The following is a 25,454-nucleotide window of genomic DNA, read 5'->3' as shown; positions in this document are numbered from 1 at the left end:
GCGGGCGTCGGCACCGGTCCGCGGCCGTCCGGCACCGGCTCCAAAGCGGCCCGGGGCCGACGGGTCGCTCCGGGCCGGCTCAGCCGCCCTGCTCGTAGCGGCGGAGCTGCTCCATGTCGATCATGCTGGTGTCGAACAGGCTGGTCTCGTCCAGGGCCGGGGCGGCCTGGGGCTGCTGCTCGTACGGCGACGGCTGCGGCGGGTACCCCTGGTGCTGGGCGTAGGCCGCGTCGGGGGCGTACGCCGGATCGGCCGCGTACGGGTCCGCGTAGGGCTGCGGGTAGTCGGCGTAGGAGCCGGGCTGGGGCGGATAGGCCTGCTGGGGGTAGTCGTAGGTCTCCCCCGGGCCGCCGGCCTCCTGCCGGCCGTAGGCGTCCTGGACCTGACCGTAGGCGTCCTGACCCTGGCCGTAGGCGTCCCGGCCGTGGGCGCCCTGGCCGTGGGTGTCCTGCCCCTGGCCGTAGGACTGCCGGCCGTAGGACTGCTCGTACGCGGCGGCGGGTGCGTACGGGGCGGGCTCGGGCGGGGCCTGGGCGGGGGTGCGCGGCTGCGGCGGTGCGGGCTGCTCCGCCTGCGGATCGGCGAGCCCGGCGAGGTAGTCGGCGTCGCTGACGTGCACCCGGTGGTGGCCTTCGGCCCCCGCCTCGTCCTGGGCGGCGATGTGGGCGCCGAGCTCGTCGATCGGCCGGTGGCCGCCGAGCTTGCTGCGCCCGCGGCCCACGGCGCTGAGCGTCTTGGTCAGCACCGCCTCGAACGCCTGGAACTGGGTCTCGACGTAGGCGTCCGCCCGCTCGCGCAGCTCGCGCGGGTCGGCGACGCGCTCGGGGGCGCCGCCGTCGTCACCGTGGTCGTCGGCGTCCGGGGCGCGGCCCAGCAGCTTGTCCTTGCCGCGACCCACGGAGTCGATGGTCTTGCTCAGCACGACCTCGAAGTTGGCCAGCTTGCTGTCGACGTAGTCGTCCGCCTCGGCGCGGATGCGGTCCGCCTCCTGCCGCGCCTCGGCCACGATGCGGTCGGCCTCCTGCTGGGAGCGGCGGGCGACCTCGGTGCCGGAGACCAGGGAGCCGCGCTCGGAGTGCGCGGCGTCGATGATGCGCCGGGCCTCCTGCTGCGCCTCGGCGACCATCTGCTCGCGGCCCCCGAGGAGCTCGCGGGCCTCGGCGAGCGAGCCGGGCAGGGCTTCGCGCAACTCCTCCAGCAGCGCGAGCAGTTCGGCCCGGTTGACCACGCAGGAGGCGGACATGGGCATGGAGCGGGCGCTGCGGACCGCCGCGACGATGTCGTCGAGTCTTGACTGTACGTCCACGCAGGCGACTGTACGGCCCGGGACGCCGGACGCGACAGTCGACCGGGCGGCCGTCAGCGGGCCCGGCGGCTGCCGAGGGCGGCGGACACCTGCGGCGGCACCAGGTGCGAGACGTCGCCGCCCCAGGTGGCGACCTCTTTGACCAGGCTGGAGGAGAGGAAGCTGTAGGTGGGGTTCGTCGGCACGAAGAGCGTCTCGACGCCGGAGAGGCCGTTGTTCATCTGCGCCATCTGCAACTCGTAGTCGAAGTCGCTGACGGCGCGCAGCCCCTTGACGATGGCCGGGATGTCGCGCTGCTTGCAGAAGTCCACCAGCAGCCCGTGGTACGCCTCGACCTGCACGTTGCCGAACTCGGCCGTGACCGCCTCGATCAGCTCGATACGTTCCTCGACGGTGAACATCCCCTGCTTGTTCTTGTTGATCATCACGGCCACGTGCACCACGTCGTAGAGCTTGGTGGCCCGGGCGATGATGTCGAGGTGCCCATTGGTGATGGGGTCGAAGGACCCCGGACAGACGGCGCGGCGCACTGGCGTTTCCTCGCTCTCGGAGCTGGTCATGACGCGTCGGTGACTTCTGGCTGAGCGGCGCGACCGTACCAGAGCGTTCCCTCCCCGTAACGGCGGGACCGCAGCGCCGTGAACCCCTCCGGCCAGCGGAATCCGCCACCGCGGGTGCTCCGCTCCACGGTGACGAGCGCACGCTCGGCAAGCCACCCCCCGCTGCCGAGTGTGAGCAGGATCTCGCGCAGCGCGTCGTCGCCGAGGACGTAGGGCGGGTCGAGGAAGACGACGTCGTAGGGCGCGTCCGGGGCCGCGGCGACGACCTGCTCGGCCCGCCCGGTGCGCACCTCCGCTCCCGGCAGGCCCAGTTCGCGCACGTTCTGCCGGATCGTGCGGGCGGCACGCGCGTCGCACTCCACGAGCAGCACGTGCGCGGCGCCCCGGGAGAGCGCTTCCAGGCCGACGGCGCCCGAGCCGCCGTACAGGTCCAGCACCCGCAGGCCGGCCCAGCCGCCGAGCTGGGACTCCCAACTGGAGAACAGACCCTCCCTGGCCCGGTCGGAGGTGGGCCGAGTGCCCTGCCCTGGTGGCACGGCGAGCCGCCGGCCGCCTGCGGCTCCGGCGATGACGCGGGTCATGGGCGCGAGGTCCTTACGTCGCTGCGGACGGCGCGGGCGGACACCCGGCCGTCTCCACGATAGGCCGGGCCCCGCACGGGGCCCGGCCGGGCTCTGGGCCGACCGGGTCACCGCGGCCGGACTCCGGGCGCGCCCCGGGGCCGGGCGGGCCGGGGAGCCGCGCCGCCAAACTCCCCTCGGCCGGCCCGGCCCCGGCCCCGCTCAGCCGCCCGCGGCCTCCTTCGCCGCGCCCACCAGCGCCGGGGACGCGTAGCGGGACCACGACAGGCAGCCGTCGGGCGGGCAGTGCTCGGGGCGCCGCGGGTCGTGCCCGAGCTCGCGGAGCTTGGTGCGCACGGAGTCGGGGGTGCGGCCGAAGCGGGCGGCTATGCGGGCGATGGTCTCGCCCGCGTGGAAGCGGCGCGTCAGGTCCTCCTCGTGGGCGGGGACCCAGGGGGCACCGTGCCCGGGGAAGAGTTCGCGCAGCACGTCGCGGTCCGGGATGGGCTCGGCGACGTCGGCGGCGAGGGCGAGGGCACGCAGCGCGCGGTTGACGGCGATGCGCAGGGCCGGGACGTCGGCCAGCGGCAGGGTGAGCGCCCCGGAGGCGAGCGGGGTGTCGGGGGTGGACTCGTGCCAGCCGGTGAGGCCCAGCGTCACGGTGGCGTCGTCGTCGCTGGCCAGCTCGATGCGGAAGACCTTGTCCCCCAGCGGGAGTTCGTTGATGTGCCGGAATGCCATGAAGAGCCCCCAAATCGTCCGGGTCCCGCCGATCCCTCACGGATCGGCTCGGACTGGCCCTATTCTCCCAGCCACCACTGACAGTCGACCGGGCACCGGCCGGGGCGTCGGCCGAACCGGGACGGGCGTTGGACGGCCGCTGCCGGGGCGACGGGTGGCCGCGGCGGGCCGGGGCCGGGCACGGGCGGAACGGGCGGAACGGCCCCGCCGAACGGGACGGGGGACGAGGGCGGGGCGAATGCCGGGGCGGGGGCCGAAGCTGGGGGCGGGGCCTCAGCCCTTGTCGAGATAGCTCTCGCGCTCCGCGTCGAGCAGGGCGTCCAGCGCGGTGCGCAGCTCCGGGTGGCGCTCCAGCGCCGGGTCGTCGGTGACGACGGCGGTGGCCTCGGCGCGGGCCTCGGCGATCACGTCCTCGTCCTCGATGACGGCCAGCATCCGCAGGCTGGTGCGGGCCCCGGACTGGGCCTGGCCCAGCACGTCGCCCTCACGGCGCTGTTCGAGGTCGATGCGGGACAGCTCGAAGCCGTCCTGCGTGGCGGCCACCGCGTCCAGCCGGGCGCGCGCGGGGCCGCCCTCGGGCGCCTCGGTGACCAGCAGGCACAGCCCGGGCGCCGACCCGCGGCCCACCCGGCCGCGTAGCTGGTGGAGCTGGGAGACGCCGAACCGGTCGGCGTCCATGATCACCATGGCCGTGGCGTTGGGCACGTTGACGCCGACCTCGATCACGGTGGTGGCGACCAGGACGTCCACCTCCCCGGCGGCGAAGCGGCGCATGACGTCGTCCTTCGCGTCCGGCGCCAGCCGGCCGTGCAGCACCTCCACCCGCAGCCCGGCCAGCGGCCCGGCGGCCAGCTCGGCGGCGACGTCGAGCACGGCCAGCGGGGGCCGCCGCTCCGCGCCGTCCGCGCCCTCGTCCCCGGCGTCCCGTGCCGCCCCGGCGTCCCCCGCGGTGGCGGGCTCGTCGTCCCCGATGCGCGGGCACACCACGTACGCCTGGTGGCCGCCCGCCACCTCCTCGCGCACCCGCTCCCAGGCGCGGGCGAGGAAGTGCGGCTTGTCCGCCGCCGGGACCACGTGGCTGGCGATGGGCGACCGGCCGGCCGGGAGCTGGTCGAGCACCGACGTCTCCAGGTCGCCGAAGACGGTCATGGCCACGGTGCGCGGGATCGGCGTCGCCGTCATGACCAGCAGGTGCGGGGGCTGCCTGCCCTTGGCGCGCAGGGCGTCGCGCTGCTCGACGCCGAAGCGGTGCTGTTCGTCCACGACGACCAGCCCCAGGTCGTGGAAGCGCACCTTGTCCTCGATGAGCGCGTGCGTGCCGATGACGAGGCCGGCCTCGCCGGTGGCCAGGTCCAGCAGCGCCTGGCGGCGGGCGGTGGCCCCCATGGAGCCGGTCAGCAGCACCACCTTGGTGCCGTGGTCCGCGCCGCCGAGCATGCCGCCCTCGGCCAGTTCGCCCATCATCTCCACGACGGAGCGGTGGTGCTGCTGGGCGAGCACCTCGGTGGGCGCGAGGAGCGCGGCCTGCCCGCCGGCGTCCACGACCGCGAGCATGGCCCGCAGCGCGACCATCGTCTTGCCCGAGCCCACCTCGCCCTGGAGCAGCCGGTGCATGGGGTGGGCGGTGGCCAGGTCGGCGAAGATCTCGCCGCTGACCCGGCGCTGGCCCTCGGTGAGCGTGAACGGCAGCCGGGCGTCGAAGGCGGCGAGGATGCCGTCGTCGGACGGGGTGCGCGGCACGGCCGGCAGCCGCGCCTCGTTCGCGCGGCGGCGCGCCAGCGCGAGCTGGAGGACGAACGCCTCGTCCCACTTGAGCCGGGCCCGGGCGGCGTGCACCTCGGCCCAGGACACCGGTCGGTGCACCGCGCGCAGCGCCTCGCCCAGCGGGAGCAGCCCGCGCCCCTCGCGCAGCGGGACGGGCAGCGGGTCGGCCAGACCCGCCCAGCCGATCGCCTCCATGGAGGTGAGGACGGTGGCCACCGCCTGCTCGATCTTCCAGGAGTTGAGCTGCTTGACGGCCGGGTAGAGCGGGAGCAGCGCACCGGCGAACTCGCGCACCTCCTCCTGGCCGCTGTCCTCGTCGAGCAGCTTGTAGTCGGGGTGGGCGAGCTGGAGCCTGCGGTTGAAGACCGAGACCTTGCCGGCGAACATCCCGCGCCGGCCGGGCAGCAGCTTCTTCTCGTGCGCGTAGGCGCCGCGGCCGAAGAAGACCAGTTGCAGCCGGCCGCTGCCGTCGGTCAGCGTGACCTCCAGGCGCTGGCCCCGGCCGCGGTTGAAGGTGAGCATCCGGGCGTCGGCGACCTGCGCGACGACGGTGACGTGCTCGTCCAGCGGCAGTTCCGCCAGCCGCGTCAGCTCCCCGCGCTCGGCGTAGCGGCGCGGGTAGTGGTGCAGCAGGTCCCCGACGGTGTGCAGGTCGAGGTGGTCGGCCAGCACCTTCGCCGTGGTGCCGCCGACCGTCTTCTTCAGTGGCTCGGCCAGAGCCGACACGGTCTCCATCGCGGTGCCCATCCTGCCGCACGGCGGTGACAGCGGGAGCGCGGGACGCACCGCGCGGTCCCTCCCGCGCTCCGGCGGCCTACTCCACGCCGATCAGCAGGGGCGAGGGCTGCCGCCCGGTGTAGACGAGGGTGTCCACGCCCAGGTGGGCGCCGCGCACCCGCTCCCGGAGCCGTTCGGCGAGCCCGTCCGGCGCGCCCGTCCCGACGACGAGGGTGACCAGCTCCCCGCCGGCGGCCAGCATGCGGTCGACCACCGCGACCGCGGCGGCGGTGAGGTCGTCGTCGATGAGCGCGACGTCGCCGTCGATGAGCCCGAGCACGTCCCCGGCCTGGCAGACGCCCTGGGTCGTCCACGAGCGCCGCTCGGCGACCGTCACCTCCGCGTACCGGGTGGCCCCGGCGGCCGAGGTCATGGCGACCACGTCCTCGTCGAAGCGGCGCTCGGCGTCGTGCACCGCCAGCGCCGCCAGCGACTGCACCGGCGAGCGGGCCGGGATGATCGCCACCCGCACGTCCTCGGCCCGGGCCTGTTCGGCGGCGGCCGCGGCGGCGTGCCGGAGCTCGGGGCCGCCGAGCAGGAGCACGACCTCCCGCGCGTGCGCCCGGCGCACCGCCGCGAGCAGCTCGCCGCTGCCCGGCGGCTCCTCCGGGTGGACGGTGACCGGGGTGGCCCCGGCCGACGCGCAGAGCCGGGCCAGTCCCTCGCCGGGCACGACGGCCACCACGGCGCGCCCGGTGCGCTCGGCGGCGGGCCGCGGCGGCGCGAGGTGGGTGACGCGCACCCGGTGCGGGCGTCCGGCCTCGATGCCCGCCTCGACGGCGGCGCCCGCGTCGTCGACGTGCACGTGCACGTGCCACAGCCCGTCCCCGCCGACGACGACGAGGGAGTCGCCCAGGGCCGCCAGCCGCGCCCGGAGGCGGTCCACGGCGGGCCCGGGCGCGTCCAGCAGGTAGATGACCTCGTACGCGGGGCCCGTCGGGGGCGCGGGGTGCGGCGCGCAGGGGTCGGCGGGCGGGCGGGCCGCCGCCGGGTCGGCGTCCCCCTCCGGCGGGCCCACGGCGGGCGCCGGTATCCCGGCCGGGGCGGCGGGCGGACGCGGCGGGCGTTCCCCGGTGAGGGCGGCCAGCAGCGCGTCGAGGACGGTCACCAGACCGTAGCCGCCGGCGTCCACCACGCCGCGCCGGGCGAGCTGCGGGAGCTGACCGGGGGTGCGCGCCAGGGCCGCGCGGGCCCCCGCGCAGGCCGCGCGGGCCACGGCCGCGTCGTCGCCCTCGGCGCGCGCGGCGGCCTCGGCGGCGGCCTCGGCGACGGTCAGGATGGTGCCCTCCACCGGGTGGGCCACCGCCTGCCGGGCCAGGCGGGCCGCGCCGGCGAGCGCGTCCCGCAGGCCGCCGCCCGCGCCGAGCTCCTGGGCCACCCCGCGCAGCAGTTGGGCGAGGATGGTGCCGGAGTTGCCCCGGGCGCCCAGCAGGGCGCCGTGCGCCATCGCGCCGACGGCCTCGCGCAGCGTGGGCTCACCCGCGCAGGCCGCCTCCACGGCCTGCGCTGCGGACTCGACGGTGAGGTAGAGGTTGGTGCCCGTGTCGGCGTCCGCGACCGGGTAGACGTTGATGGCGTCGATCGTCTCCCGGGCGCCGCCCAGGGCGTCGAGCGCCCCGGCGCACCAGGCGCGGACCGCGGCGGCGTCGAGCGTGTGCGGCACGGGCGGCGCACCTCCTGTTCAGCGGCGTTCGGCGGCGTTCGGCGGCGTCCAGCGGCGCTCGGCGGCCGTGCGGCGGCGCTCGGCGTGCGGCGAGCCGGTGGTGAAGCTGTGGCGATCCCCGCAGGGTAGCGGCAGGCCGGGCCGGGGGCGGGCCAGGACGTACCGGGCGCGGGGGCCGGGCGGCGGGGCGGGCGGCCCTGATTTCGGGGTGGACCGGCAGCCGTTGTATGCTGCTCCGGTTGCCTGACGTTCGAGTCGGGCGCCGACTCCCTGGCACACGAACTCCACGCGAGCCGCGCGGCCAGGACCCACCGTACGTGAATCTGAAGTCTTTGGAGTGTCCCGTGGCTGCCAACTGCGACGTCTGCGGCAAGGGGCCGGGCTTCGGCAACAGCATCTCCCACTCGCACCGCCGCACCCCGCGTCGCTGGAACCCCAACATCCAGCGCGTGCGTGCCGTGGTCGGTCGGACGCCGAAGCGGCTCAACGTCTGCACCTCGTGCATCAAGGCCGGCAAGGTCTCGCGCTGACCCCGCCGGGCGTCAGCAGACCCCAGCAGGCGTTCACCGCGCAGGCCGGTCCCGGCTTGTCCGCCGAGCCCCGTGGCCCTCGGGCCATGGGGCTCGTTCGCATGCTCGCACGCGGGCGGTCCCCGGGCCGCCGCCGGTGGAACGGCGGTCCGGGGACCGGCCGATAGGGCCGGGGTCGGCCGATACAGGCCGATACAGGCCGATACAGGCCGATACAGCTAGCGTCGGCGCCAGGCGTGGTCGACGGGGCCGATGCCCCCGCCCAGGGCGAACCCGGCGGCGATGGCCCCGGTGACGTAGTCCTTGGCGGCGGCCGCCGCGGCCGGGACGTCGGCGCCCTTGGCCAGCTCGGCGGCGATCGCGCTCGCCAGCGTGCAGCCCGTGCCGTGGGTGTGCCGGTTCGGGTGGCGCGGCGCCCGCAGCCAGTGCTCCTCGTGGCCGTCGGTGAGCAGGTCGGTGGCCTCGCCGGACAGGTGGCCGCCCTTGATCAGCGCCCAGCGCGGCCCGTACCGCAGCACCGCGTCGGCCGCCTCGCGCATCTCCCGCGGGGAGGTCACCCGCACGCCGGTGAGCTGGACCACTTCGTCCAGGTTGGGCGTCGCCACCGTGGCGCGCGGGAGCAGTTCGGTGCGCACCGCGTCCAGCGCGGAGGCCGCCAGGAGTGCGTCCCCGTGCTTGGAGACGCCCACCGGGTCGACGACCACGGGCACGGCCACGCCGGTCAGCAGCTCGGCGACGGTGTGCACCAGCTCGGCCGTGGCCAGCATGCCGGTCTTGACGGCCTGCACCCCGATGTCGTCCACGACGCTGCGGAACTGGGCGCGGACGGCGTCGGCGGGCAGCTCCCAGGCGCCCTGCACGCCGAGCGAGTTCTGCGCGGTGACGGCCGTCAGCACGCTCATGCCGTGCGTGCCGAGCGCCATCATGGTCTTCAGGTCGGCCTGGATGCCGGCGCCGCCGCCGGAGTCCGAGCCGGCGACGGTCAGGACGCGCGCGGGCGCGGTCATGTCTCTCCTCCGAAGTGGTCCCAGCCCCCGGCCGCGGCCCAGGGGGCGCCGTTCACCGTGACGCGCGGCTCGGCCGCCGGGTGCAGCACCTCGCCCACGACGCGCCAGCGTGCGGGCAGCTTGCGGTGGGCCGGGAACGTCGCCACGATCGCGTGGTCCTCGCCGCCGGTGAGCACCCACTGCATCGGGTCGACGCCGACGGCCTGGCCGATGTCGTGCATCTGCGCGGGGACGTCGAACGCCTCGGTGCACAGGTCGATGCGGACCTTGCTGGCCTGCGCGATGTGCCCGAGGTCGGCCACCAGGCCGTCGCTGACGTCCGTCATGGCGGTGGCGCCGAGGCCGGCGGCGGCCGGGCCCGCGTGGTAGGGCGGCTCGGGACGCCGGTGCGCCTCCACGAAGGCCCGCGGCGAGCGGAAGCCCCGCTGCAGGATCGCCCACCCGGCCGCCGACCAGCCCAGCCAGCCGGTGACGGCCACCACGTCGCCGGGGTGCGCGCCGCCGCGCGTGACCGGCTCGCGCCCCTGGAGGTCGCCCAGCGCCGTGATGGCCACGGTGATCGTCTCGCCCCGGACGACGTCCCCGCCCACGACGGCGGCCCCGGCGACCTGGCTCTCGTCCCGCAGGCCGTCCATCAGCTCGGCCGGCCAGGTGGCGGGCAGCTCGGCGGGCACCACCAGGCCGAGCAGGAGCGCGGTGGGGGCGGCGCCCATGGCGGCGATGTCCGCCAGGTTCTGCGCGGCCGCCTTGCGGCCGACGTCGTAGGCCGTCGACCAGTCCCGGCGGAAGTGGTGCCCTTCCAGCAGCAGGTCCGTCGTGGCGACGACCCGCCGGTCGGGGGCGCTGACCACCGCGGCGTCGTCACCGGGGCCGATCCGCACGGCCGGGGTGGCGGTGATCCGGGAGGTCAGCTCCCGGATCAGGCCGAACTCCCCCAGCTCTCCGACCGTCCCGCCCACCGGCGTCTCCCCTCCGCTGGTACTCAGCATCTGTCTGCCCCTTCACAATGCTCGCCGCTGGTGGGGGCGACGCGGTACCGTGGCGTCCCCTCCCACTCCATGATCCTCGAAGCCGCCCTGGAGGTTCCGTGGTACAGGCGTACATCCTGGTCCAGACCGAGGTCGGCAAGGCCTCGGCCGTGGCCGCGGTGATCTCCGAACTGCCCGGCGTCGTGCAGGCCGACGACGTGACCGGGCCGTACGACGTCATCGTGCGCGCACAGGCCGAGACGGTCGACGAGCTCGGCCGGCTCGTCGTGGCCGAAGTGCAGCGCGTGGACGGCATCACGCGCACGCTGACCTGCCCGGTCGTCCACCTGTAGCCCCCCGTATGCTCGCGGCGTGAGTCGTCTTCCCCGCGCCGTTCCCGCGGCGTTCGCCGGGGCCCTCGCCCTGGCGGCCGCCGCCTGCTCCGGCTCCGCGTCCGGCCCCGCCGTGCCCAGCCCCTCCGCCGCCGCCACCGGGCCCTGCCGGCAGCTCGCCGAGGCACTGCCCGAGCGGGTGGACGGCCAGGACCGCGGCACGACCTCGCCGCGCTCGCCGTACACCGCGCGGTGGGGCGACCCCGGCATCGACCTGCGCTGCGGTGTGCCCCGCCCCGAACGGCTGACGCCCGGGAGTGAACACTACAACCCCACCGCGGACGCGGTCGTCGTGAACGACGTCGAGTGGCTGCTGGAGGAGCGGGAGGACGGCTACCGCTTCACGACGGTCGGCCGCACGGCGTTCGTGGAGGTGACCGTGCCGGGTGCGTACGCGCCGGAGGTCAACGTGCTCACCGACCTGGCCGCGCCGGTGCGCGAGGCGGTCCCGCGGGCCCCGCTGTAGTCCCGAGGGCCACGCAGCACTCCCGAAGACCCCGCGGCGGTTTCGCAGGCCACGCCCGGCGGCGCCCCGCGCGGCCCGGCCCGCCGTCCGGGCGGGGCCGCTCCGGGCGGGGCCGGTGGCGTGCGTCAGCGCAGGCCCGTGGGGCGGTGCAGCGCGGACTGGATGAGCCGGTCGACGAGTTCGGGGTAGGAGACGCCCGACTCCTGCCACATGCGCGGGTACATCGAGATCGGCGTGAAGCCCGGCATCGTGTTGATCTCGTTGATGACGAACCCGCCGTCGTCCGTCAGGAAGAAGTCCGCGCGGACCAGGCCCTCGCAGGAGGCCGCCTCGAAGGCGAGCACGGCCAGGCGCCGCACCTCCGCCGTCTCCCGCGGGGTCAGCGGCGCGGGGACGATGCCGGTGGCCGAGTCGATGTACTTGGCCTCGAAGTCGTAGAAGTCGTGGCTGGAGACGGGCGGGATCTCGGCCGGGACGCTGGCCTGCGGCCCGTCGCCGAACTCCAGCACGCCGCACTCGATCTCCCGGCCGCGCAGCGTCGCCTCGACGATGACCTTCGGGTCGTGGCGGCGGGCCTCCTCGACCGCATCCTCCAGTCCGGTGATGTCCCCGACCTTGGAGATGCCCATGGAGGAGCCCGCGCGCGCGGGCTTGACGAAGACCGGCCAGCCGTGGTCGGCGGCGAAGTCGACGACCTTCTTGCGGGCGGCCGTCCGGCCCTGCTCCCACTCGCGCGGGCGGATGACCGTGTACGGGCCGACGGGCAGGCCGAAGGAGGCGAAGACCCGCTTCATGTACTCCTTGTCCATGCCCACCGCGGAGGACAGCACGCCCGAGCCCACGTACGGCACGCCGGACAGCTCCAGCAGGCCCTGCAGGGTGCCGTCCTCGCCGTAGGGGCCGTGCAGGACGGGGAAGACGACGTCCACCTCGCCCAGGGCCTTGGGGACCACGCCGGGCTCGGTGTAGACCACCTCCCGGCTGGCCGGGTCGACGGGGAGGACGACACCGCCGGGCGACTCCGCGAGCGCGTCGACGCTGGGCAGCTCGCGGTCGGTGATCGCCATGCGGTCGGGCGCGTCGGCGGTCAGCGCCCAGCGGCCGTCCACGGTGATGCCGATGGGCAGCACGTCGTACTTCTCACGGTCGATGGCGCGCAGCACGGCGCCGGCCGTGAGGACCGAGATGCCGTGCTCGGAGCTGCGGCCGCCGAAGACGACGGCGACGCGCGGCTTGCGCGGCGGGCGGACGGCGGAGCTGGGGTTCTCTGGCGTGCTCATCGCGTCGAGATTACCGGCTGCCCCGCGCGGGGCGCAGCCGCCGCCCCGGCCCGGGCCAGCCGACGCCCCGCCCGGGCCAGCCGACGCCCCCGCCCGGGCTAGCCGACGCCCCCGCCCGGGCTAGCCGCCCTCGGCCTTGGCGCTGCGCCCCATCAGCTCCTTGAGCGCCACCAGCGGCGGCTTGCCCTGGTGGACGATGCCCACCACGGTCTCGGTGATCGGCGTCTCCACGCCGTGCCGCCGCGCCAGGTCGAGCACCGACCGGCACGACTTCACGCCCTCGGCCGTCTGCCGGGTGACGGCGATCGTCTCCTCCAGGGTCATGCCGCGGCCCAGGTTGGTGCCGAAGGTGTGGTTGCGCGACAGCGGCGAGGAGCAGGTGGCGACGAGGTCGCCCAGTCCCGCCAGTCCGGCGAAGGTGGCCTGGTCGGCGCCGAGGGCCGCGCCCAGGCGGGCCGTCTCGGCGAGGCCGCGGGTGATGAGGGAGGCCTTGGCGTTGTCGCCGAGCCCCATGCCGTCGGCGATGCCCACGGCGAGCCCGATGACGTTCTTCACCGCGCCCCCCAGCTCGCAGCCCACCACGTCGGTGTTGGTGTAGGGGCGGAAGTACGGGGTGTGGCACGCCTTCTGGAGCCGCTGGGCGACCTGTTCGTCCACGCAGGCCACGACGGACGCGGCGGGCCGGCGCGCGGCGATCTCCTTGGCGAGATTGGGCCCGGAGAGGACCGCGACCCGCTCGGCGCCGACCCCGGTCACCTCCTGGACGACCTCGCTCATGCGCTTGGTGCTGCCCAGCTCGACGCCCTTCATCAGCGACACCAGCACGGTGCCGGGCGCCAGCAGCGGCGTCCACCGGGCCAGGTTCTCGCGCAGGGTCTGCGACGGCACGGCCAGGACCGTGAACTCGGCGTCGCGGGCGGCCTCGGCCGGGTCGGTGGTGGCCCGCAGGCGGGTGGGGAGCTCGACCCCTGGCAGGTAGTCGGGGTTGGTGTGCGTGGTGTTGACGGCCTCGGCCAGCTCCGGGCGGCGCCCCCACAGGGTCACCTCGCAGCCCGCGTCGGCGAGCACCATGCCGAAGGCGGTGCCCCAGGAGCCGGTACCGAAGACGGCTGCCCTGGTCACGCGTTCTCCTCCTCGGCGGCCGGCGCACCGCGGCCGCGCTCGGCCGTCCGCCGTGCGGCACGCGCCCGCGCCGCGGCCTTGCGCTGGTCGTAGCGCTCGGCGGGCGCGGGCTCCCCGCGGACCTCGGCGAGCTGGGCGGTGACGGCGTCCATAATCGTCTCCGTCGCCCCGCGCAGCACCTCACTGGTGAGCTCCTTGCCGTAGAAGCGGCTCAGGTCCACCGGCGGCCCCGCCTGCACGCGCAGCGTCTTGCGGGGGAAGAGCCGCACCCGCCGGGACCTGGCGTACGGCGGCACGGCCTCGTGCGCGCCCCACTGGGCGACGGGGATGACGGGGGCCCGGGTGAGCAGGGCGACGCGGGCGGCGCCGGTCTTGCCCTCCATCGGCCACAGGTCCGGGTCGCGGGTGAGGGTGCCCTCGGGGTAGAACGCCACGCACTCGCCCTGGTTGACGGCCTCCACCGCCGCCCGGAACGCGCCGACGGCGTCGGTGGACTCGCGGTAGACCGGGATCTGGCCGGTTCCGCGCATCACGGCACCGACGAAGCCGCTGCCGAAGAGGCTGTTCTTGGCGAGGAAGCGCGGCACGCGTCCGGTGTTGTACTGGTAGTGCGCGTAGGAGAGCGGGTCCAGGTAGGAATTGTGGTTCACCGCGACGATGAATCCACCCTCCCGGGGAATGTGCTCCACTCCGCGCCAGTCGCGCTTGAAGAAGGTGAGCAGTGCCGGTTTGGCGATGACCGCCGCCAAGCGGTACCAGAACCCGATCTTTCGGCGGGACACCGGAACACCATCTCCTCTTGCTGCTGCTCTCACCCTGCTCGCCCCGGCCGAAGCTCGCCGCGCCGGACGGCGGGGGGCTGGCGGGCGGGGACAACCGCACAAGTGTGGCCCTGGGCGGCGACGCTGTCGAGGACACCGTAACCCCGGGCCCCGGGGCCGGGTGAGAATGGGCCCGATGCTGGGTGAGACGACGAGCGGTGCGCGGGCGGGCTGGTCCCTGCTCGTTCCGCTGAAGCCGCTGGAGCGGGCCAAGAGCAGGCTGTCCACGACCTCGGGCGAAGCGCTGCGGCCACGCCTGGCGCTCGCCTTCGCCCTGGACACGGTCAGCGCCGCGCTGGCCTGTCCACTGGTGCGCGATGTGGTGGTTGTCACCAACGACCGGCGCGCGCGGCGGGAGCTCGCCGCGCTGGGGGCGCGGGTGCTGCCGGACGTCCCGGACGACGGCCTGAACGCGGCGCTCGCCCACGGCGCCGCGACGCTGCGGGCGCGCTCGCCCCGCGCGGCGGTGGCGGCGCTCAACGCCGACCTGCCGGCACTGCGCACGGTGGAATTGACGCGGGTGCTGGGAGCGGCGGCGCAATTCCCCCGCGCTTTTCTGCCGGACGCGGCGGGAATCGGTACGACGTTCCTCTCGGCCGGGCCGGCGCGAAAATTGGCCCCCGCCTTCGGTGCGGATTCGCGGCGCCGCCACCAGGCCTCCGGGGCGCGGGAACTGGCGTTGCGCGGGGTGGACAGCGTGCGCCGGGACGTGGACACCGGCGCCGACCTGGCCGCCGCCCGGGCGCTGGGGCTGGGGCGCCACACGCTCACAGTGTCTGCAGCGTCACCAGCGTGATGCTGCCGTCCGCTCCGCCCCCCTCGGTCTCGATGCGCACCCGCTGGCCGGGGCGCAGCAGCCGCAGGCCACCCGCGTCGAAGGCGGGCGCGTCGAAGGGCACGGGCGTGCCGTCGTCCAGCAGCACGCTGCCCGTGCGGGTCTGCGGATCGTAGGTGTACGCGGTGGCCTGCATGGGGCAGAGCCTACGGCCTGCGCGCGACCGGGCAGGTGCGGCCCGCACGACCCACGCGCACCGCAGGTACCGCGCGGCTCGCACGGCCCCCTGCGGCTCGGGAAGGCCGCGCCGCCGGGGAGGCCGCGGGCGGACACGGAGGCCGCCCGCCGCCGCGGGCCCGGCCCACGGGCCCGAACGGCCGCGGGCCGGGCTCCCCCGAGGGGCCCGGCCCGACCGCACGGCCCGCGCTCACCGGTTGCGGGTGGTCTTCTTGGCAGTGGTCTTGCGGGCGCTGGTCTTGCGGGCGGGCGCCTTCTTCGCGGTGCTCTTCTTGGCCGGGGCCTTCTTGGCGGTGGTCTTCTTCGCCGCGGACTTCTTCGCGGCCTGGGTGCCCGTGGACTTCTTCGCCGCGGACTTCGCCGGCGCCGACTTCTTCGCCGTGGACTTCTGCGCCGCCGCCTTCGTCGGCGCGGACTTCTTCGCGGGGGCGGACTTCTTGGCCGCGGTCGCCTTCTTGGTGGCGGCCTTCTTGGTGGTGGCCTTCTTGGTGGCCGTGCCGCCCGAGAGGCTGCCCTTGGGGGCCTTCTTGACCGCGACGTCGTTCTTGGGGAGCTTCTTCGCCCCGCTCACCAGATCCTTGAAACCCTGGCCCGCGCGGAAGCGCGGCACCGCGGTCTTCTTGACGCGCACGCGCTCGCCGGTCTGCGGGTTGCGGGCGTAGCGGGCGGGGCGCTCGACCTTCTCGAACGAGCCGAAACCGGTGACCGAGACGCGCTCGCCCGCACACACGGTGCGGACAATCGCGTCCAGTACGTGATCGACCGCGTCCGCGGCCTGCTGGCGGCCGCCCAGCTTGTCTTGGATTGCTTCAACGAGCTGCGCCTTGTTCACGTCTTCCCCTTCGGAGGCATTGCCGGAACGAATGTGTTCAAGCCTTTTCGCACGGTAGGCAGATATATACCGCAAATCAAACACGAAACGGGCTAATCACCCTTGTGCCGCAACGAGTCTGCCGGGTCATGCAGAAGGGAAGCGGCGGCCGTCGATCTCCTCCATCAGCCGTTCGAGCCGCTGCGCCGCCGAGGCCAGGTCGTGCTTCGCCGCGGCCGTGATGACGAGCAGCTTCCGGACGAGCGCCTCCCGTTCGCCCTCCGGGACTTGCAGTGCGCGCACCTTGGCGTGCGCTTCCTTCAGCCGGTCGGCGACGAGACCGTACAGAGCCAGTTCGTCGTCGCCTTCCATGCACCGATTGTGCCATCTGGGGGGAGTTGTCGCCTCAGGAGGCGTCAACGCGCCGTCCGGCGCAACCAGTGCGGTTCCAGCCACACAGGCTACCTTTCCAGCCAACTGGCGCGTCAACCGGTGTACTTCAAACCGCCCAAAACGTGGCGTGGCGACGGAAAACGCAGTGCCCCCGTTCCGGAGAACGGGGGCACTGCGTTGCTGCGAACGGGGACCCGGGGCCACGGCACCGGCCCGGTTCAGCGCCGGATTCAGCGCGGATTCAGCCGGCGCATCAGGCCACCTGCGTGCGCGGTTTGAACGACGGGCGGAGCGCCTCGTAGGCGGCGACGGCGTCCTCGTTCTGGAGCGTGATGCTGATGTCGTCCAGGCCCTTCAGCAGCCGCCAGCGGGCGTTCTCGTCCAGCTCGAAGTCTGCCTCGACACCGGGCGCGAGCACCTTGCGCGCCACCAGGTCCACGGTGACCTCCGCCGTGGGGTCCGTCTCGGCCAGCTCCCACAGCCGGTCGACCACCGGCTGCGGCAGGACGACCGTGAGCAGGCCGTTCTTCAGCGAATTGCCCCGGAAGATGTCCGCGAAGCGCGAGGAGATCACGGCCTTGAAGCCGTAGTTCTGCAGCGCCCAGACGGCGTGCTCCCGGGAGGAGCCGGTTCCGAAGTCGGGCCCGGCGACCAGGACCGTGGCGCCCCGCCGCTCCGGCTGGTTGAGGACGAATGCCTCGTCCTTGCGCCAGGCCTCGAACAGCCCGTCCTCGAAGCCGTCCCTGGTGACCTTCTTCAGCCAGTGGGCGGGGATGATCTGGTCGGTGTCCACGTTGCTGCGGCGCAGCGGGACGACCCGACCGGTGTGCGTGGTGAAGGCTTCCATGGTTCAGACTCCCGCGGGCACGGCGTGGTCGGCGACATCGGACAGGTCGGCCGGTGAGGCCAGGTGGCCCAGCACCGCCGTGGCGGCGGCCACCGGGGGCGAGACCAGGTGGGTGCGCCCGCCCTTGCCCTGACGGCCCTCGAAGTTGCGGTTGGAGGTGGACGCCGAGCGCTCCCCCGGCGCGAGTTGGTCGGGGTTCATCCCCAGGCACATCGAGCACCCGGCGTGCCGCCACTCGGCACCCGCCGCGGTGAACACCTGGTCCAGCCCCTCCTCCACCGCCTGCAGCGCCACGCGTACGGAGCCGGGCACGACCAGCATCCGCACGCCGTCGGCCACCTGGCGGCCCTCCAGCACGGCGGCGGCCGAGCGCAGGTCCTCGATGCGGCCGTTGGTGCAGGAGCCGACGAACACCGTGTCCACGGCGATGTCGCGCAGCGGCTGCCCCGCGGACAGGCCCATGTACTCCAGCGCCTTCTCCGCCGCGTACCGCTCGCTGGGGTCGTCGAAGGTGGCGGGCTCGGGCACCGCGGCCGACAGCGGCGCGCCCTGGCCGGGGTTGGTGCCCCAGGTGACGAACGGCGCCAGTTCGGCGGCCTCGATGACCACCTCGTGGTCGAACACCGCGTCGTCGTCCGTGCGCAGCGTGCGCCAGTACTCCACGGCCGCGTCCCACTCAGGGCCCTCGGGGGCGTGCGGGCGGCCCTGGAGGTAGGCGAACGTGGTCTCGTCCGGAGCGATCATGCCCGCCCGGGCGCCGGCCTCGATGGACATGTTGCAGATGGTCATCCGCGCTTCCATCGACAGCTTCTCGATGGCCTCACCGCGGTACTCCAGCACGTAGCCCTGGCCTCCGCCGGTGCCGATACGCGCGATGACGGCCAGGATCAGGTCCTTGGCGGTGACGTCGGCCGGCAGCTCGCCGTTGACGGTGACCGCCATCGTGCGGAACGGGGCCAGCGGCAGCGTCTGGGTGGCCAGCACGTGCTCCACCTGGCTGGTGCCGATGCCGAAGGCCAGCGCGCCGAAGGCGCCGTGCGTGGAGGTGTGGCTGTCGCCGCAGACCACCGTCGTCCCCGGCTGCGTCAGCCCGAGCTGCGGTCCCACGACGTGGACGACGCCCTGCTCGACGTCGCCCAGCGGGTGCAGCCGCACGCCGAAGTCCGCGCAGTTCTTCCGCAGGGTTTCGAGCTGGGTGCGCGAGACCGGGTCGGCGATGGGCTTGTCGATGTCGAGGGTGGGGGTGTTGTGGTCCTCGGTCGCGATGGTGAGATCCGTGCGACGCACCTGCCGACCGTTCTTGCGCAGCCCGTCGAAGGCCTGCGGGCTGGTCACCTCGTGCAGCAGGTGCAGGTCGATGTAGAGCAGGTCCGGCTCTCCCTCAGCACGCCGGACGACGTGGTCGTCCCAGACCTTTTCCGCGAGTGTCCGTCCCATCGCTATCCCTCCGGCCGGCCACGCCGCCGACCACATCTAGAGACCTCGCCCCACCCGTTCGACTCCCCGGGTGGCGGCCGTCACCCCAGCGTGGCGGGTTTCGCGCCGGATTGAACTTGCGTTTCGTAATGTGAGACGCGAGTATCGACGCATGGACAACTCTAGCGGCGCCTCAAGTGGTGTGGGCGTTCTCGACAAGGCAGCTCTGGTACTGAGCGCTCTGGAGTCCGGTCCGGCCACGCTGGCCGGGCTGGTGGGCGCTACCGGCCTGGCGCGCCCCACGGCGCACCGGCTCGCGGTGGCCCTGGAGCACCACCGCTTCGTGGCCCGGGACATGCAGGGCCGGTTCATACTCGGGCCCCGGCTGTCCGAGCTGGCCGCGGCGGCCGGGGAGGACCGCCTGCTGGCCTCGGCCGGGCCCGTGCTGACGCACCTGCGCGACGTCACCGGGGAGAGCGCGCAGCTCTACCGCCGCCAGGGCGACATGCGGATCTGCGTGGCCGCGGCCGAGCGCCTGTCCGGCCTGCGCGACACCGTGCCCGTCGGCTCCACCCTGCCCATGAAGGCCGGGTCCGCCGCTCAGATCCTGATGGCCTGGGAGGAGCCCGAGCGGTTGCACCGGGGCCTCCAGGGCGCCCGCTTCACCGCCACCGCCCTCTCCGGCGTGCGGCGCCGCGGCTGGGCGCAGTCGGTCGGCGAGCGGGAACCGGGGGTCGCGTCCGTCTCCGCGCCGGTACGCGGACCGTCCAACCGCGTCGTCGCCGCCGTCTCGGTCTCCGGGCCCATCGAGCGCCTGACGCGGCACCCGGGACGGATGCACGCGCAGGCGATCGTCGACGCCGCCAACCGCCTCTCCGACGCCCTGCGCCGCGGCTGAACCGGACGCTTCTCAGGGCTGGGGCCGACGCGCCCGGTGCAGCCGGTCGGCCGCGCGCTCACCGCGCCGCCCGACCGGGACGACACCCGTGGCCGCCCCCAGCCCCGAGGGCGGCATCCAGGCGTACACCGACTCGTGGGCGCCCGCCGGGACCACGTACGTCTCGTGCCAGATGCCCACGGCGCCCCCACCCTCGCGTATCCCCCGGTTGAACGCCGCCCACGCCGGACGGTGCGCCCTCTCCGGCGCCGACGCGTAGGCGAGCAGCTCCTCGGGTGACGACCAGTACTGGATGACGGTGAACAGCCGCGGCCCGCCGACCAGGAGCCGGTAGCCCAGCAGGCCGCCGCCCTCCCGGCTCAGCTCCCGGAGCATCCTCGGCATCGCCACGAACGCCGGCCACCAGCTCCGCACGTGCCGGAACCGGTTGATGCGCATGCCGATGAGGAACACCGTGACCTCCCCCTCGGCCGCCGCCGTCGTCCGCCCGTCGATGACCTTCTGTCGCATCTCGCCCCCATGGTGTGTGTTGCCCTCGCGACCCGTGCCGTGTTGGAGAGCCCCGCTATCCGACTCTTGGATAGTGTCACTCTCCCACGGGCGCGGCAAGGGCTCCGAAGGGTGAACCGCGGACCTGCGCGTGGACGGGACCCCGCCACGGCGGAGAATCGCGGCATGCGACTGGCGGAACTGAGCGCACTGAGCGGCGTGCCCACGGCGACGATCAAGTACTACCTGCGCGAAGGTCTGCTGCCCCCCGGGGAGCGGGTCTCCGCCACCCAGGCCGAGTACGGCGAGGAGCACGTGCGCCGACTCGGGCTCGTGCGCGCTCTCATCCAGGTCGGACGCGTGCCCGTGGCCACCGCGCGGCAGGTGCTCGCGGCCGTCGAGGACGACTCCGTGGACCTCACCACCCGGCTCGGCACGGCCGTCGAGGCGCTCCCGCGCGGCCCGGAGCCGACCGCCGGCGCCGAGGTGCTGCGGACGGCGGAGCGGACCGCCTCCGCGCTGCTGGAACGCCTGGGCTGGCACCGGGCGGCCTCCGAAAGCGCCGCGTACGGCATGCTCGTGTCCGCCCTCACCACCCTGCTGGAGCTCGGCTACCCCTGCGACGTCGACCGTCTGCTGCCCTACGGCGAGCTGGCCGGAGACCTCGCGGTGCACGACATCGACCTCATCGAGCAGTTCCAGGCGCCCACGACGCGCCTGGAGGCCGCCGTGGCGCTCACGGTGCTGTACGAGCCGGTCCTGCTCAGCCTGCGCCGCATGGCGCACGCCGAGGAGTCCACCCGGCGCTTCACCGACGCCGCCCCGGAAGCCGGTGGCTGAACGCGCGGGGACGGGGGCCGCGGCGCCCGGCCCTCACGGCACCCGGCGCCGCGGCCCCCGGCGCCGGCAGGGCCCGGCCCAGGTCGACGGCGAGCGACGGCGTGGGCGGACGGGACGGGCGGGCTGGCCGGGCTGGGCGGGACGGGGGAGAACCCGATAACGCGGAAAGCCCCGCACCACAAGAGTGCGGGGCTTTCCGTGATCGAGTACCCCCGACCGGATTCGAACCGGCGCTACCGCCTTGAGAGGGCGGCGTGCTAGGCCGCTACACAACGGGGGCCCCAGCATGACCCTGGAAAGGGCCGAGTACCCCCGACCGGATTCGAACCGGCGCTACCGCCTTGAGAGGGCGGCGTGCTAGGCCGCTACACAACGGGGGCATCGATCTGGCTGAGAACAGATCGCGCTGGGGTACCAGGACTCGAACCTAGACTAACTGAACCAGAATCAGTCGTGCTGCCAATTACACCATACCCCACCAGAATTCAACCCCCGGCTGGGAGCTTCGTTCGGGTGGCCGCCTCCCGGTGGTCCGGCCTTCCGGCCCGCCCCGTTCGGCGACAGGAAGAACATTACCCGATCGACGACGGTGCTCCAAAACGGGTTGGGCCCGCCCCGCACGGGACGGACGGCCCGGCGACGCACGCCGGCCCCGGAAACCACGGGGCTTCCGGGGCCGGTGGGGTGCACGAGACGGGCGGGCCGGCACCCGAGCCGGCACCCGGAGCGGGCGGGCCGACGCCCGACGCGTGGGCGCACGCGCGAGCGACACCCGCACGCCCCGCGCGCCCGCGTCGTGCCGCGCACGCCCGCCCGCGTCGGGACACGTGCCCGGCAGGCGCCGACACCCAGGCCCCGTCCGCTGGGGCCCACACCCGCGCCCCAGCACTCCGTCGCCCGGCGCCCGTCGCCTTCGCCGCCGCCAGTCGCCGCCGCCCGACGCACGCCGCCGTCCGCCGCCGTCCGTCGCCGCCGTGCGGGCGTCAGCTCTCCGGCTGGGCCGCGAGCTTGGCCAGGGCGGTGTCGACCCGGTCCAGCGTGCGGGCGCGGCCGAGGAGTTCCAGCGACTCGAACAGCGGCAGGCCGACCGTGCGGCCGGTGACGGCCACCCGCAGCGGCGCCTGCGCCTTGCCGAGCTTCAGCCCGTGCGCCTCGCCCGCCGCCAGCACGGCCTCCTTCAGCGGCTCCGCGCGCCAGGCGTCACCCGCCAGGTCCGACAGCCGGGAGTGGATGCTGCGCAGCACGTCCCCGGCGCCGGGCTTCATCGCCTTCGCCCAGGACGCCTCGTCGGACACCGGCTCGTCGAGGAAGAGGAAGTCGACGTTGGCGGTGATGTCGGAGAGCACGGTCAGGCGCGTCTGGGCCAGCGGGGCGAGCGCGGCGAAGGCGGCCGGGTCGAACGCCTCGGGCCGCCAGGGCGCGTAGGGCTCGCGCAGCCACGGCGCACAGGCCGCGGTGAAGTCCTCGACGGACAGTTCGCGCAGGTGGGTGGCGTTGATCGCCTCGGCCTTCTTCAAGTCGAAGCGTGCCGGGTTGGCGTTGACGGCCGTGATCTCGAAGGCCTCCACCATCTCCGGCATGGAGAAGATGTCGCGGTCCTCGGCGATCGACCACCCGAGCAGGGACAGGTAGTTCAGCAGGCCTTCGGGCAGGAAGCCGCGCTCGCGGTAGAGGTTGAGCGAGGACTCCGGCTGCCGCTTGGAGAGCTTCTTGTTCCCCTCCCCCATGACGTAGGGCAGGTGTCCGAACTCCGGTACCGTGCCCTTGCCGACGCCGATCTCGGCCAGCGCCCGGTACAGCGCGATCTGGCGCGGCGTGGAGGACAGCAGGTCCTCGCCGCGCAGCACGTGGGTGATCTCCATCAGCGCGTCGTCGACGGGGTTGACCAGCGTGTAGAGCGGGGCGCCGTTCGCCCGGACGATGCCGAAGTCCGGCACGTTCTCGGGCTGGAAGGTGAGGTCGCCGCGGACCAGGTCGGTGAAGGTGATCGCCTCGTCGGGCATCCGGAACCGGACGATGGAGGTGCGGCCCTCCGCCTCGTACGCGGCCCGCCGCTCGTCGGGGAGGTCGCGGCACAGCCCGTCGTAGCCGGAGGGGCGCCCCGCCGCCCGGGCGGCCTCGCGGCGGGCGTCCAGCTCCTCGGTGGTGCAGTAGCAGCGGTAGGCGTGGCCGGCCGCGAGGAGCCGCTCGGCCACGTCGGCGTAGAGCTCCATGCGCTGGGACTGGCGGTAGGGGGCGTGCGGGCCGCCGACCTCGGGGCCCTCGTCCCAGTCGAGGCCGAGCCAGCGCATCGCGTCGAGCAACTGCTCGTAGGACTCCTCGGAGTCGCGCGCGGCGTCGGTGTCCTCGATGCGGAACACCAGGGTGCCGCCGTGGTGGCGGGCGAACGCCCAGTTGAACAGGGCGGTGCGGACCATGCCCACGTGGGGGTTGCCGGTCGGCGAGGGACAGAAACGGACCCGGACGTCCGCCGGGTTTGCTGCGCTAGCCACGCTTGATCACCTTGTTGGTGAGAGTGCCGATGCCTTCGATGGTGACGGCGACCTCGTCGCCGACGTTGAGCGGGCCGACGCCCGCGGGGGTGCCGGTGAGGATGACGTCGCCGGGCAGCAGCGTCATGGCCTCCGAGACGTGCACGACCAGGTCCGCCACCGAGCGCACCATCTCGCCGGTGCGGCCGAGCTGGCGCTGCTCGCCGTTGACCGTGCAGGAGACGGTGACGTTCGCGGGGTCCAGGTCCGTCTCCACCCACGGGCCGAGCGGGCAGGAGCCGTCGAAGCCCTTGGCCCGCGCCCACTGCTCCTCACGCCGCTGCACGTCGCGCGCGGTGAGGTCGTTGGCGCAGGTGTAGCCGAGGACGACCTCGGGAACGCGTTCGCGCGGCACCTGGTGGCACAGGCGGCCGATGACGACGGCCAGCTCCGCCTCGTGGTGCAGCTCGGCGCTGAACGCGGGGTAGGTCACCGGGTCCCCCGGCCCGCTCACCGACGTCGACGGCTTGAGGAAGACGACGGGGGTGTCGGGGACGGTGTTGCCCAGCTCCTCGGCGTGCTCGGCGTAGTTGCGGCCGACGGCGACGACCTTGCTGGGCAGGACGGGGGCGAGGAGGCGCACCTGGCTGACGGGGACCTTCTGGCCCGAACGCTCGAACTCGCCGAAGGGGTGGCCCTTGATGATGTCGAGCACGGGACCGGACGCCTCGACGCCGGATTCCCCCTCCTCTACCACGCCGAAGCCGACGGTGCCGTCGATGGAGAATCTGGCGATGCGCACGGTTGCCCTTCACAAGCGTCGCGGACGGTGACGCTCCAGCGTATCCGCTGGCACCGGCCCGACCGGCACGGGCCGGTGCCGGCGTCCCCGGTCCGGCCGCGGCAAGGGGGCGGCGCCACTCCCCCGGCGCGCGCCCGCGGCCTGTCCCGGGCCGCCGCCGCGCCGGGCCGCCGCGCCCGGGCCACCCCTGCCGGGCCACCGCGTCGGGCGCTTCCGGCTGGGACGCGGCGCCCGGCGCGCCGTCCGCCCCCCGCACGTCGGACGCGGACGGCGCGCCGGGGCCGGCGGTGGCACGGCGGACACCGGCCGGGCGCCGTCCGCGACCCGTCGCCGGGCGGGGCCGGGACGCGGGGGCCCCGGCGTGTCCCTGGCCGCCGGGCCGGGCTAGCGGAGCCGGGCCATCAGGGCGTGCTCGACGAGGGTGATCAGCGCGCTCTTGGCGTCGCCCCGGTGCCGGGCGTCCGTGGTGATGATGGGGGTGTCCGGGCCGATCTGGAGGGCCTCGCGGACCTCGTCGGGGCTGTAGGGCTGGTGGCCGTCGAAGCCGTTGAGCGCGATGACGAACGGCAGGCCGCTGTTCTCGAAGTAGTCCACCGCCGGGAAGCAGTCCGCCAGCCGGCGGGTGTCGACCAGCACCACCGCACCGATCGCACCGCGCACCAGGTCGTCCCACATGAACCAGAACCGGTCCTGCCCCGGCGTCCCGAACAGGTACAGGATCAGGTCCTGGTCGAGGGTGATGCGGCCGAAGTCCATCGCCACCGTCGTGGTGGTCTTGTCACCGGTGTGGGTGAGGTCGTCGATCCCGGCCGACGCGGAGGTCATGACGGCTTCGGTGCGCAGTGGATTGATCTCCGACACGGCGCCCACGAAGGTCGTCTTGCCCACCCCGAACCCACCGGCCACCACGATCTTCGCGGAGGTGGTGGAGCGGGCGGCACCGCTAGAGCTTGCGAAGTCCACTGAGCACCCTTTCGAGCAGTGTCACGTCTGGCTGACCACCGGCGGTCTCGTCGCCGCCGGGCTGTTGGATGGCGACGAGCCCGGCCTCGGCGAGGTCGGCGACGAGGATTCGGGCGACGCCAAGCGGAATGGAGAGCAGCGCGGAGACCTCGGCGACCGACTTGATCTCGTAGCACAGGCGGCAGATCCGCTGGTGCTCGGGGAGCTGGCCCTGGAGACGCGAGGCGTCCGCCGTGGTCTGTACCAGTGCCTCGATGGCGAGCTGGTAGCGCGGGCGCGTGCGGCCGCCGGTCATGGCGTACGGACGCACCAGGGGGTGCGGCTGGCCGCCGCCCGCCTCGCCGCCGTCGTCCTGTGCGGGCGGGGCCGGGGCGGGACGCGGCCGGGGCGGCCGCTGTTGGTGCGCGGGCGGCTGCGGGGACCGCGGCGGCTGCGCGGCCTGGCGCTGCTGGTGGCTCGGCGTGGAGGGGAAGTTGTACCGCTGGTAGGCGTAGTCGTCCGGCGTCTGCTGCTCGTTGCCGTACGGACCGCCTTGGGGCGTTGTCACGTTTCCTC

27 protein-coding genes and 3 tRNA genes are annotated in these 25,454 nt (G+C 74.4%); 6 read left to right on the top strand and 24 right to left on the bottom strand.

Annotated elements, in window-relative coordinates; all coding sequences use genetic code 11:
- Positions 1–79: 79 nt before the first annotated feature.
- The 6 genes from OSB71_RS01140 to OSB71_RS01115 all read right to left on the bottom strand — a co-directional run bounded on the left by OSB71_RS01140 (position 80) and on the right by OSB71_RS01115 (position 7,371).
- A complete protein-coding gene (locus tag OSB71_RS01140; RefSeq protein ID WP_265943126.1) occupies positions 80–1,306 on the bottom strand; it encodes a F0F1 ATP synthase subunit B in 1,227 nt (408 codons plus the stop codon).
- Positions 1,307–1,359: 53 nt separating this feature from the next.
- On the bottom strand, positions 1,360–1,836 hold the full coding sequence (gene coaD, locus OSB71_RS01135) for a pantetheine-phosphate adenylyltransferase (RefSeq protein ID WP_265943352.1): 477 nt from the start codon (positions 1,834–1,836) through the stop codon (positions 1,360–1,362).
- Positions 1,837–1,862: 26 nt separating this feature from the next.
- Positions 1,863–2,447 carry a 16S rRNA (guanine(966)-N(2))-methyltransferase RsmD gene (gene rsmD, locus OSB71_RS01130; protein WP_265943124.1) on the bottom strand — a complete coding sequence of 195 codons (585 nt, stop codon included), beginning with the start codon at positions 2,445–2,447 and terminating at the stop codon, positions 1,863–1,865.
- Positions 2,448–2,648: 201 nt separating this feature from the next.
- Positions 2,649–3,167: a hypothetical protein gene (locus OSB71_RS01125; RefSeq protein ID WP_265943122.1), complete on the bottom strand. Its 519-nt coding sequence runs from the start codon at positions 3,165–3,167 to the stop codon at positions 2,649–2,651.
- A gap of 273 nt (positions 3,168–3,440) precedes the next feature.
- Entirely contained in the window at positions 3,441–5,666 is a 2,226-nt protein-coding gene (recG, locus tag OSB71_RS01120; RefSeq protein ID WP_265943120.1) for an ATP-dependent DNA helicase RecG, read from the bottom strand.
- Between the two features lie 79 nt (positions 5,667–5,745).
- Complete coding sequence (locus tag OSB71_RS01115; protein WP_265943118.1) at positions 5,746–7,371, bottom strand: DAK2 domain-containing protein; 1,626 nt, start codon at positions 7,369–7,371, stop codon at positions 5,746–5,748.
- Between the two features lie 344 nt (positions 7,372–7,715).
- On the opposite strand from OSB71_RS01115, the gene rpmB reads away from it, so the two are divergent.
- Positions 7,716–7,901 (top strand): 50S ribosomal protein L28, encoded by a 186-nt coding sequence (rpmB, locus tag OSB71_RS01110; protein ID WP_028426177.1) that lies wholly within the window; start codon positions 7,716–7,718, stop codon positions 7,899–7,901.
- Positions 7,902–8,119: 218 nt separating this feature from the next.
- Here rpmB and thiD read toward each other — a convergent pair whose 3' ends face one another.
- Positions 8,120–8,908 (bottom strand): bifunctional hydroxymethylpyrimidine kinase/phosphomethylpyrimidine kinase, encoded by a 789-nt coding sequence (gene thiD, locus OSB71_RS01105; protein WP_265943111.1) that lies wholly within the window; start codon positions 8,906–8,908, stop codon positions 8,120–8,122.
- A complete protein-coding gene (locus OSB71_RS01100) occupies positions 8,905–9,867 on the bottom strand; it encodes a thiamine-phosphate kinase (protein ID WP_265943350.1) in 963 nt (320 codons plus the stop codon). Before OSB71_RS01100 ends, thiD begins: the two co-directional genes overlap by 4 nt.
- Positions 9,868–9,995: 128 nt before the next feature.
- Here OSB71_RS01100 and OSB71_RS01095 point away from each other — a divergent pair, with 128 nt between their 5' ends.
- Complete coding sequence (locus OSB71_RS01095; RefSeq protein ID WP_265943109.1) at positions 9,996–10,229, top strand: Lrp/AsnC family transcriptional regulator; 234 nt, start codon at positions 9,996–9,998, stop codon at positions 10,227–10,229.
- Between the two features lie 19 nt (positions 10,230–10,248).
- Positions 10,249–10,734, top strand: a complete 486-nt coding sequence (locus OSB71_RS01090; RefSeq protein ID WP_265943107.1) for a DUF3515 domain-containing protein — start codon at positions 10,249–10,251, stop codon at positions 10,732–10,734.
- A gap of 125 nt (positions 10,735–10,859) precedes the next feature.
- Here OSB71_RS01090 and OSB71_RS01085 read toward each other — a convergent pair whose 3' ends face one another.
- From OSB71_RS01085 to OSB71_RS01075, 3 genes are all read right to left on the bottom strand, one after another.
- Positions 10,860–12,014, bottom strand: coding sequence for a D-alanine--D-alanine ligase family protein (locus OSB71_RS01085; RefSeq protein WP_265943105.1), 1,155 nt, complete (start codon positions 12,012–12,014; stop codon positions 10,860–10,862).
- A gap of 120 nt (positions 12,015–12,134) precedes the next feature.
- Positions 12,135–13,136, bottom strand: a complete 1,002-nt coding sequence (locus tag OSB71_RS01080) for an NAD(P)H-dependent glycerol-3-phosphate dehydrogenase (protein WP_265943103.1) — start codon at positions 13,134–13,136, stop codon at positions 12,135–12,137.
- Positions 13,133–13,918, bottom strand: a complete 786-nt coding sequence (locus OSB71_RS01075; protein WP_265943101.1) for a lysophospholipid acyltransferase family protein — start codon at positions 13,916–13,918, stop codon at positions 13,133–13,135. Before OSB71_RS01075 ends, OSB71_RS01080 begins: the two co-directional genes overlap by 4 nt.
- 175 nt (positions 13,919–14,093) lie before the next feature.
- Between OSB71_RS01075 and cofC the strand changes: the two genes are divergently transcribed.
- Positions 14,094–14,753 (top strand): 2-phospho-L-lactate guanylyltransferase, encoded by a 660-nt coding sequence (cofC, locus tag OSB71_RS01070; RefSeq protein ID WP_265943096.1) that lies wholly within the window; start codon positions 14,094–14,096, stop codon positions 14,751–14,753.
- Here the strand turns inward: cofC and OSB71_RS01065 are convergent.
- The 5 genes from OSB71_RS01065 to leuC form a co-directional block, all read right to left on the bottom strand.
- Positions 14,725–14,928 carry a hypothetical protein gene (locus tag OSB71_RS01065; RefSeq protein ID WP_265943093.1) on the bottom strand — a complete coding sequence of 68 codons (204 nt, stop codon included), beginning with the start codon at positions 14,926–14,928 and terminating at the stop codon, positions 14,725–14,727. The two genes, cofC and OSB71_RS01065, sit on opposite strands and share 29 nt — an antisense overlap.
- A gap of 231 nt (positions 14,929–15,159) precedes the next feature.
- Positions 15,160–15,801 (bottom strand): HU family DNA-binding protein, encoded by a 642-nt coding sequence (locus OSB71_RS01060; protein ID WP_265943091.1) that lies wholly within the window; start codon positions 15,799–15,801, stop codon positions 15,160–15,162.
- 126 nt (positions 15,802–15,927) lie between these two features.
- The gene (locus tag OSB71_RS01055; RefSeq protein ID WP_265943089.1) at positions 15,928–16,152 is read right to left on the bottom strand and encodes an SCO5555 family protein; all 225 of its coding nucleotides are present in this window, start codon (positions 16,150–16,152) and stop codon (positions 15,928–15,930) included.
- 274 nt (positions 16,153–16,426) lie between these two features.
- The gene (gene leuD / locus OSB71_RS01050; RefSeq protein WP_265943087.1) at positions 16,427–17,020 is read right to left on the bottom strand and encodes a 3-isopropylmalate dehydratase small subunit; all 594 of its coding nucleotides are present in this window, start codon (positions 17,018–17,020) and stop codon (positions 16,427–16,429) included.
- A gap of 3 nt (positions 17,021–17,023) precedes the next feature.
- A complete protein-coding gene (leuC, locus tag OSB71_RS01045) occupies positions 17,024–18,457 on the bottom strand; it encodes a 3-isopropylmalate dehydratase large subunit (protein WP_265943085.1) in 1,434 nt (477 codons plus the stop codon).
- Between the two features lie 151 nt (positions 18,458–18,608).
- Here leuC and ndgR point away from each other — a divergent pair, with 151 nt between their 5' ends.
- The gene (gene ndgR, locus OSB71_RS01040) at positions 18,609–19,334 is read left to right on the top strand and encodes an IclR family transcriptional regulator NdgR (RefSeq protein WP_265943083.1); all 726 of its coding nucleotides are present in this window, start codon (positions 18,609–18,611) and stop codon (positions 19,332–19,334) included.
- A 12-nt stretch (positions 19,335–19,346) separates the two neighbouring features.
- Here ndgR and OSB71_RS01035 read toward each other — a convergent pair whose 3' ends face one another.
- Positions 19,347–19,844: a DUF4188 domain-containing protein gene (locus OSB71_RS01035; protein WP_265943081.1), complete on the bottom strand. Its 498-nt coding sequence runs from the start codon at positions 19,842–19,844 to the stop codon at positions 19,347–19,349.
- 165 nt (positions 19,845–20,009) lie between these two features.
- Here OSB71_RS01035 and OSB71_RS01030 point away from each other — a divergent pair, with 165 nt between their 5' ends.
- Positions 20,010–20,663 (top strand): MerR family transcriptional regulator, encoded by a 654-nt coding sequence (locus tag OSB71_RS01030; protein WP_265943079.1) that lies wholly within the window; start codon positions 20,010–20,012, stop codon positions 20,661–20,663.
- Positions 20,664–20,870: 207 nt separating this feature from the next.
- On the opposite strand, the gene OSB71_RS01025 is transcribed toward OSB71_RS01030, so the two are convergent.
- From OSB71_RS01025 to OSB71_RS00995, 7 genes are all read right to left on the bottom strand, one after another.
- Positions 20,871–20,943 (bottom strand) — tRNA-Glu (locus OSB71_RS01025).
- A 27-nt stretch (positions 20,944–20,970) separates the two neighbouring features.
- Positions 20,971–21,043, bottom strand: a tRNA-Glu gene (locus tag OSB71_RS01020).
- A gap of 26 nt (positions 21,044–21,069) precedes the next feature.
- Positions 21,070–21,141, bottom strand: a tRNA-Gln gene (locus OSB71_RS01015).
- Positions 21,142–21,646: 505 nt separating this feature from the next.
- Positions 21,647–23,155 carry a glutamate--tRNA ligase gene (gene gltX, locus OSB71_RS01010; protein WP_265943077.1) on the bottom strand — a complete coding sequence of 503 codons (1,509 nt, stop codon included), beginning with the start codon at positions 23,153–23,155 and terminating at the stop codon, positions 21,647–21,649.
- Positions 23,148–23,936, bottom strand: a complete 789-nt coding sequence (locus OSB71_RS01005; protein ID WP_265943075.1) for a fumarylacetoacetate hydrolase family protein — start codon at positions 23,934–23,936, stop codon at positions 23,148–23,150. Before OSB71_RS01005 ends, gltX begins: the two co-directional genes overlap by 8 nt.
- Positions 23,937–24,320: 384 nt before the next feature.
- Positions 24,321–24,899, bottom strand: coding sequence for a GTP-binding protein (locus OSB71_RS01000; RefSeq protein WP_265943073.1), 579 nt, complete (start codon positions 24,897–24,899; stop codon positions 24,321–24,323).
- On the bottom strand, positions 24,880–25,446 hold the full coding sequence (locus tag OSB71_RS00995; protein ID WP_265943071.1) for a DUF742 domain-containing protein: 567 nt from the start codon (positions 25,444–25,446) through the stop codon (positions 24,880–24,882). Before OSB71_RS00995 ends, OSB71_RS01000 begins: the two co-directional genes overlap by 20 nt.
- Between the last annotated feature and the right edge of the window lie 8 nt (positions 25,447–25,454).

Origin of the sequence: Streptomyces marinisediminis (assembly GCF_026262575.1) — a bacterium.
GTDB lineage: Bacteria > Actinomycetota > Actinomycetes > Streptomycetales > Streptomycetaceae > Streptomyces > Streptomyces marinisediminis.
The sequence above is the reverse complement of the archived record's forward strand: the minus strand, read 5'-3'. Positions and strand labels throughout refer to the sequence as shown.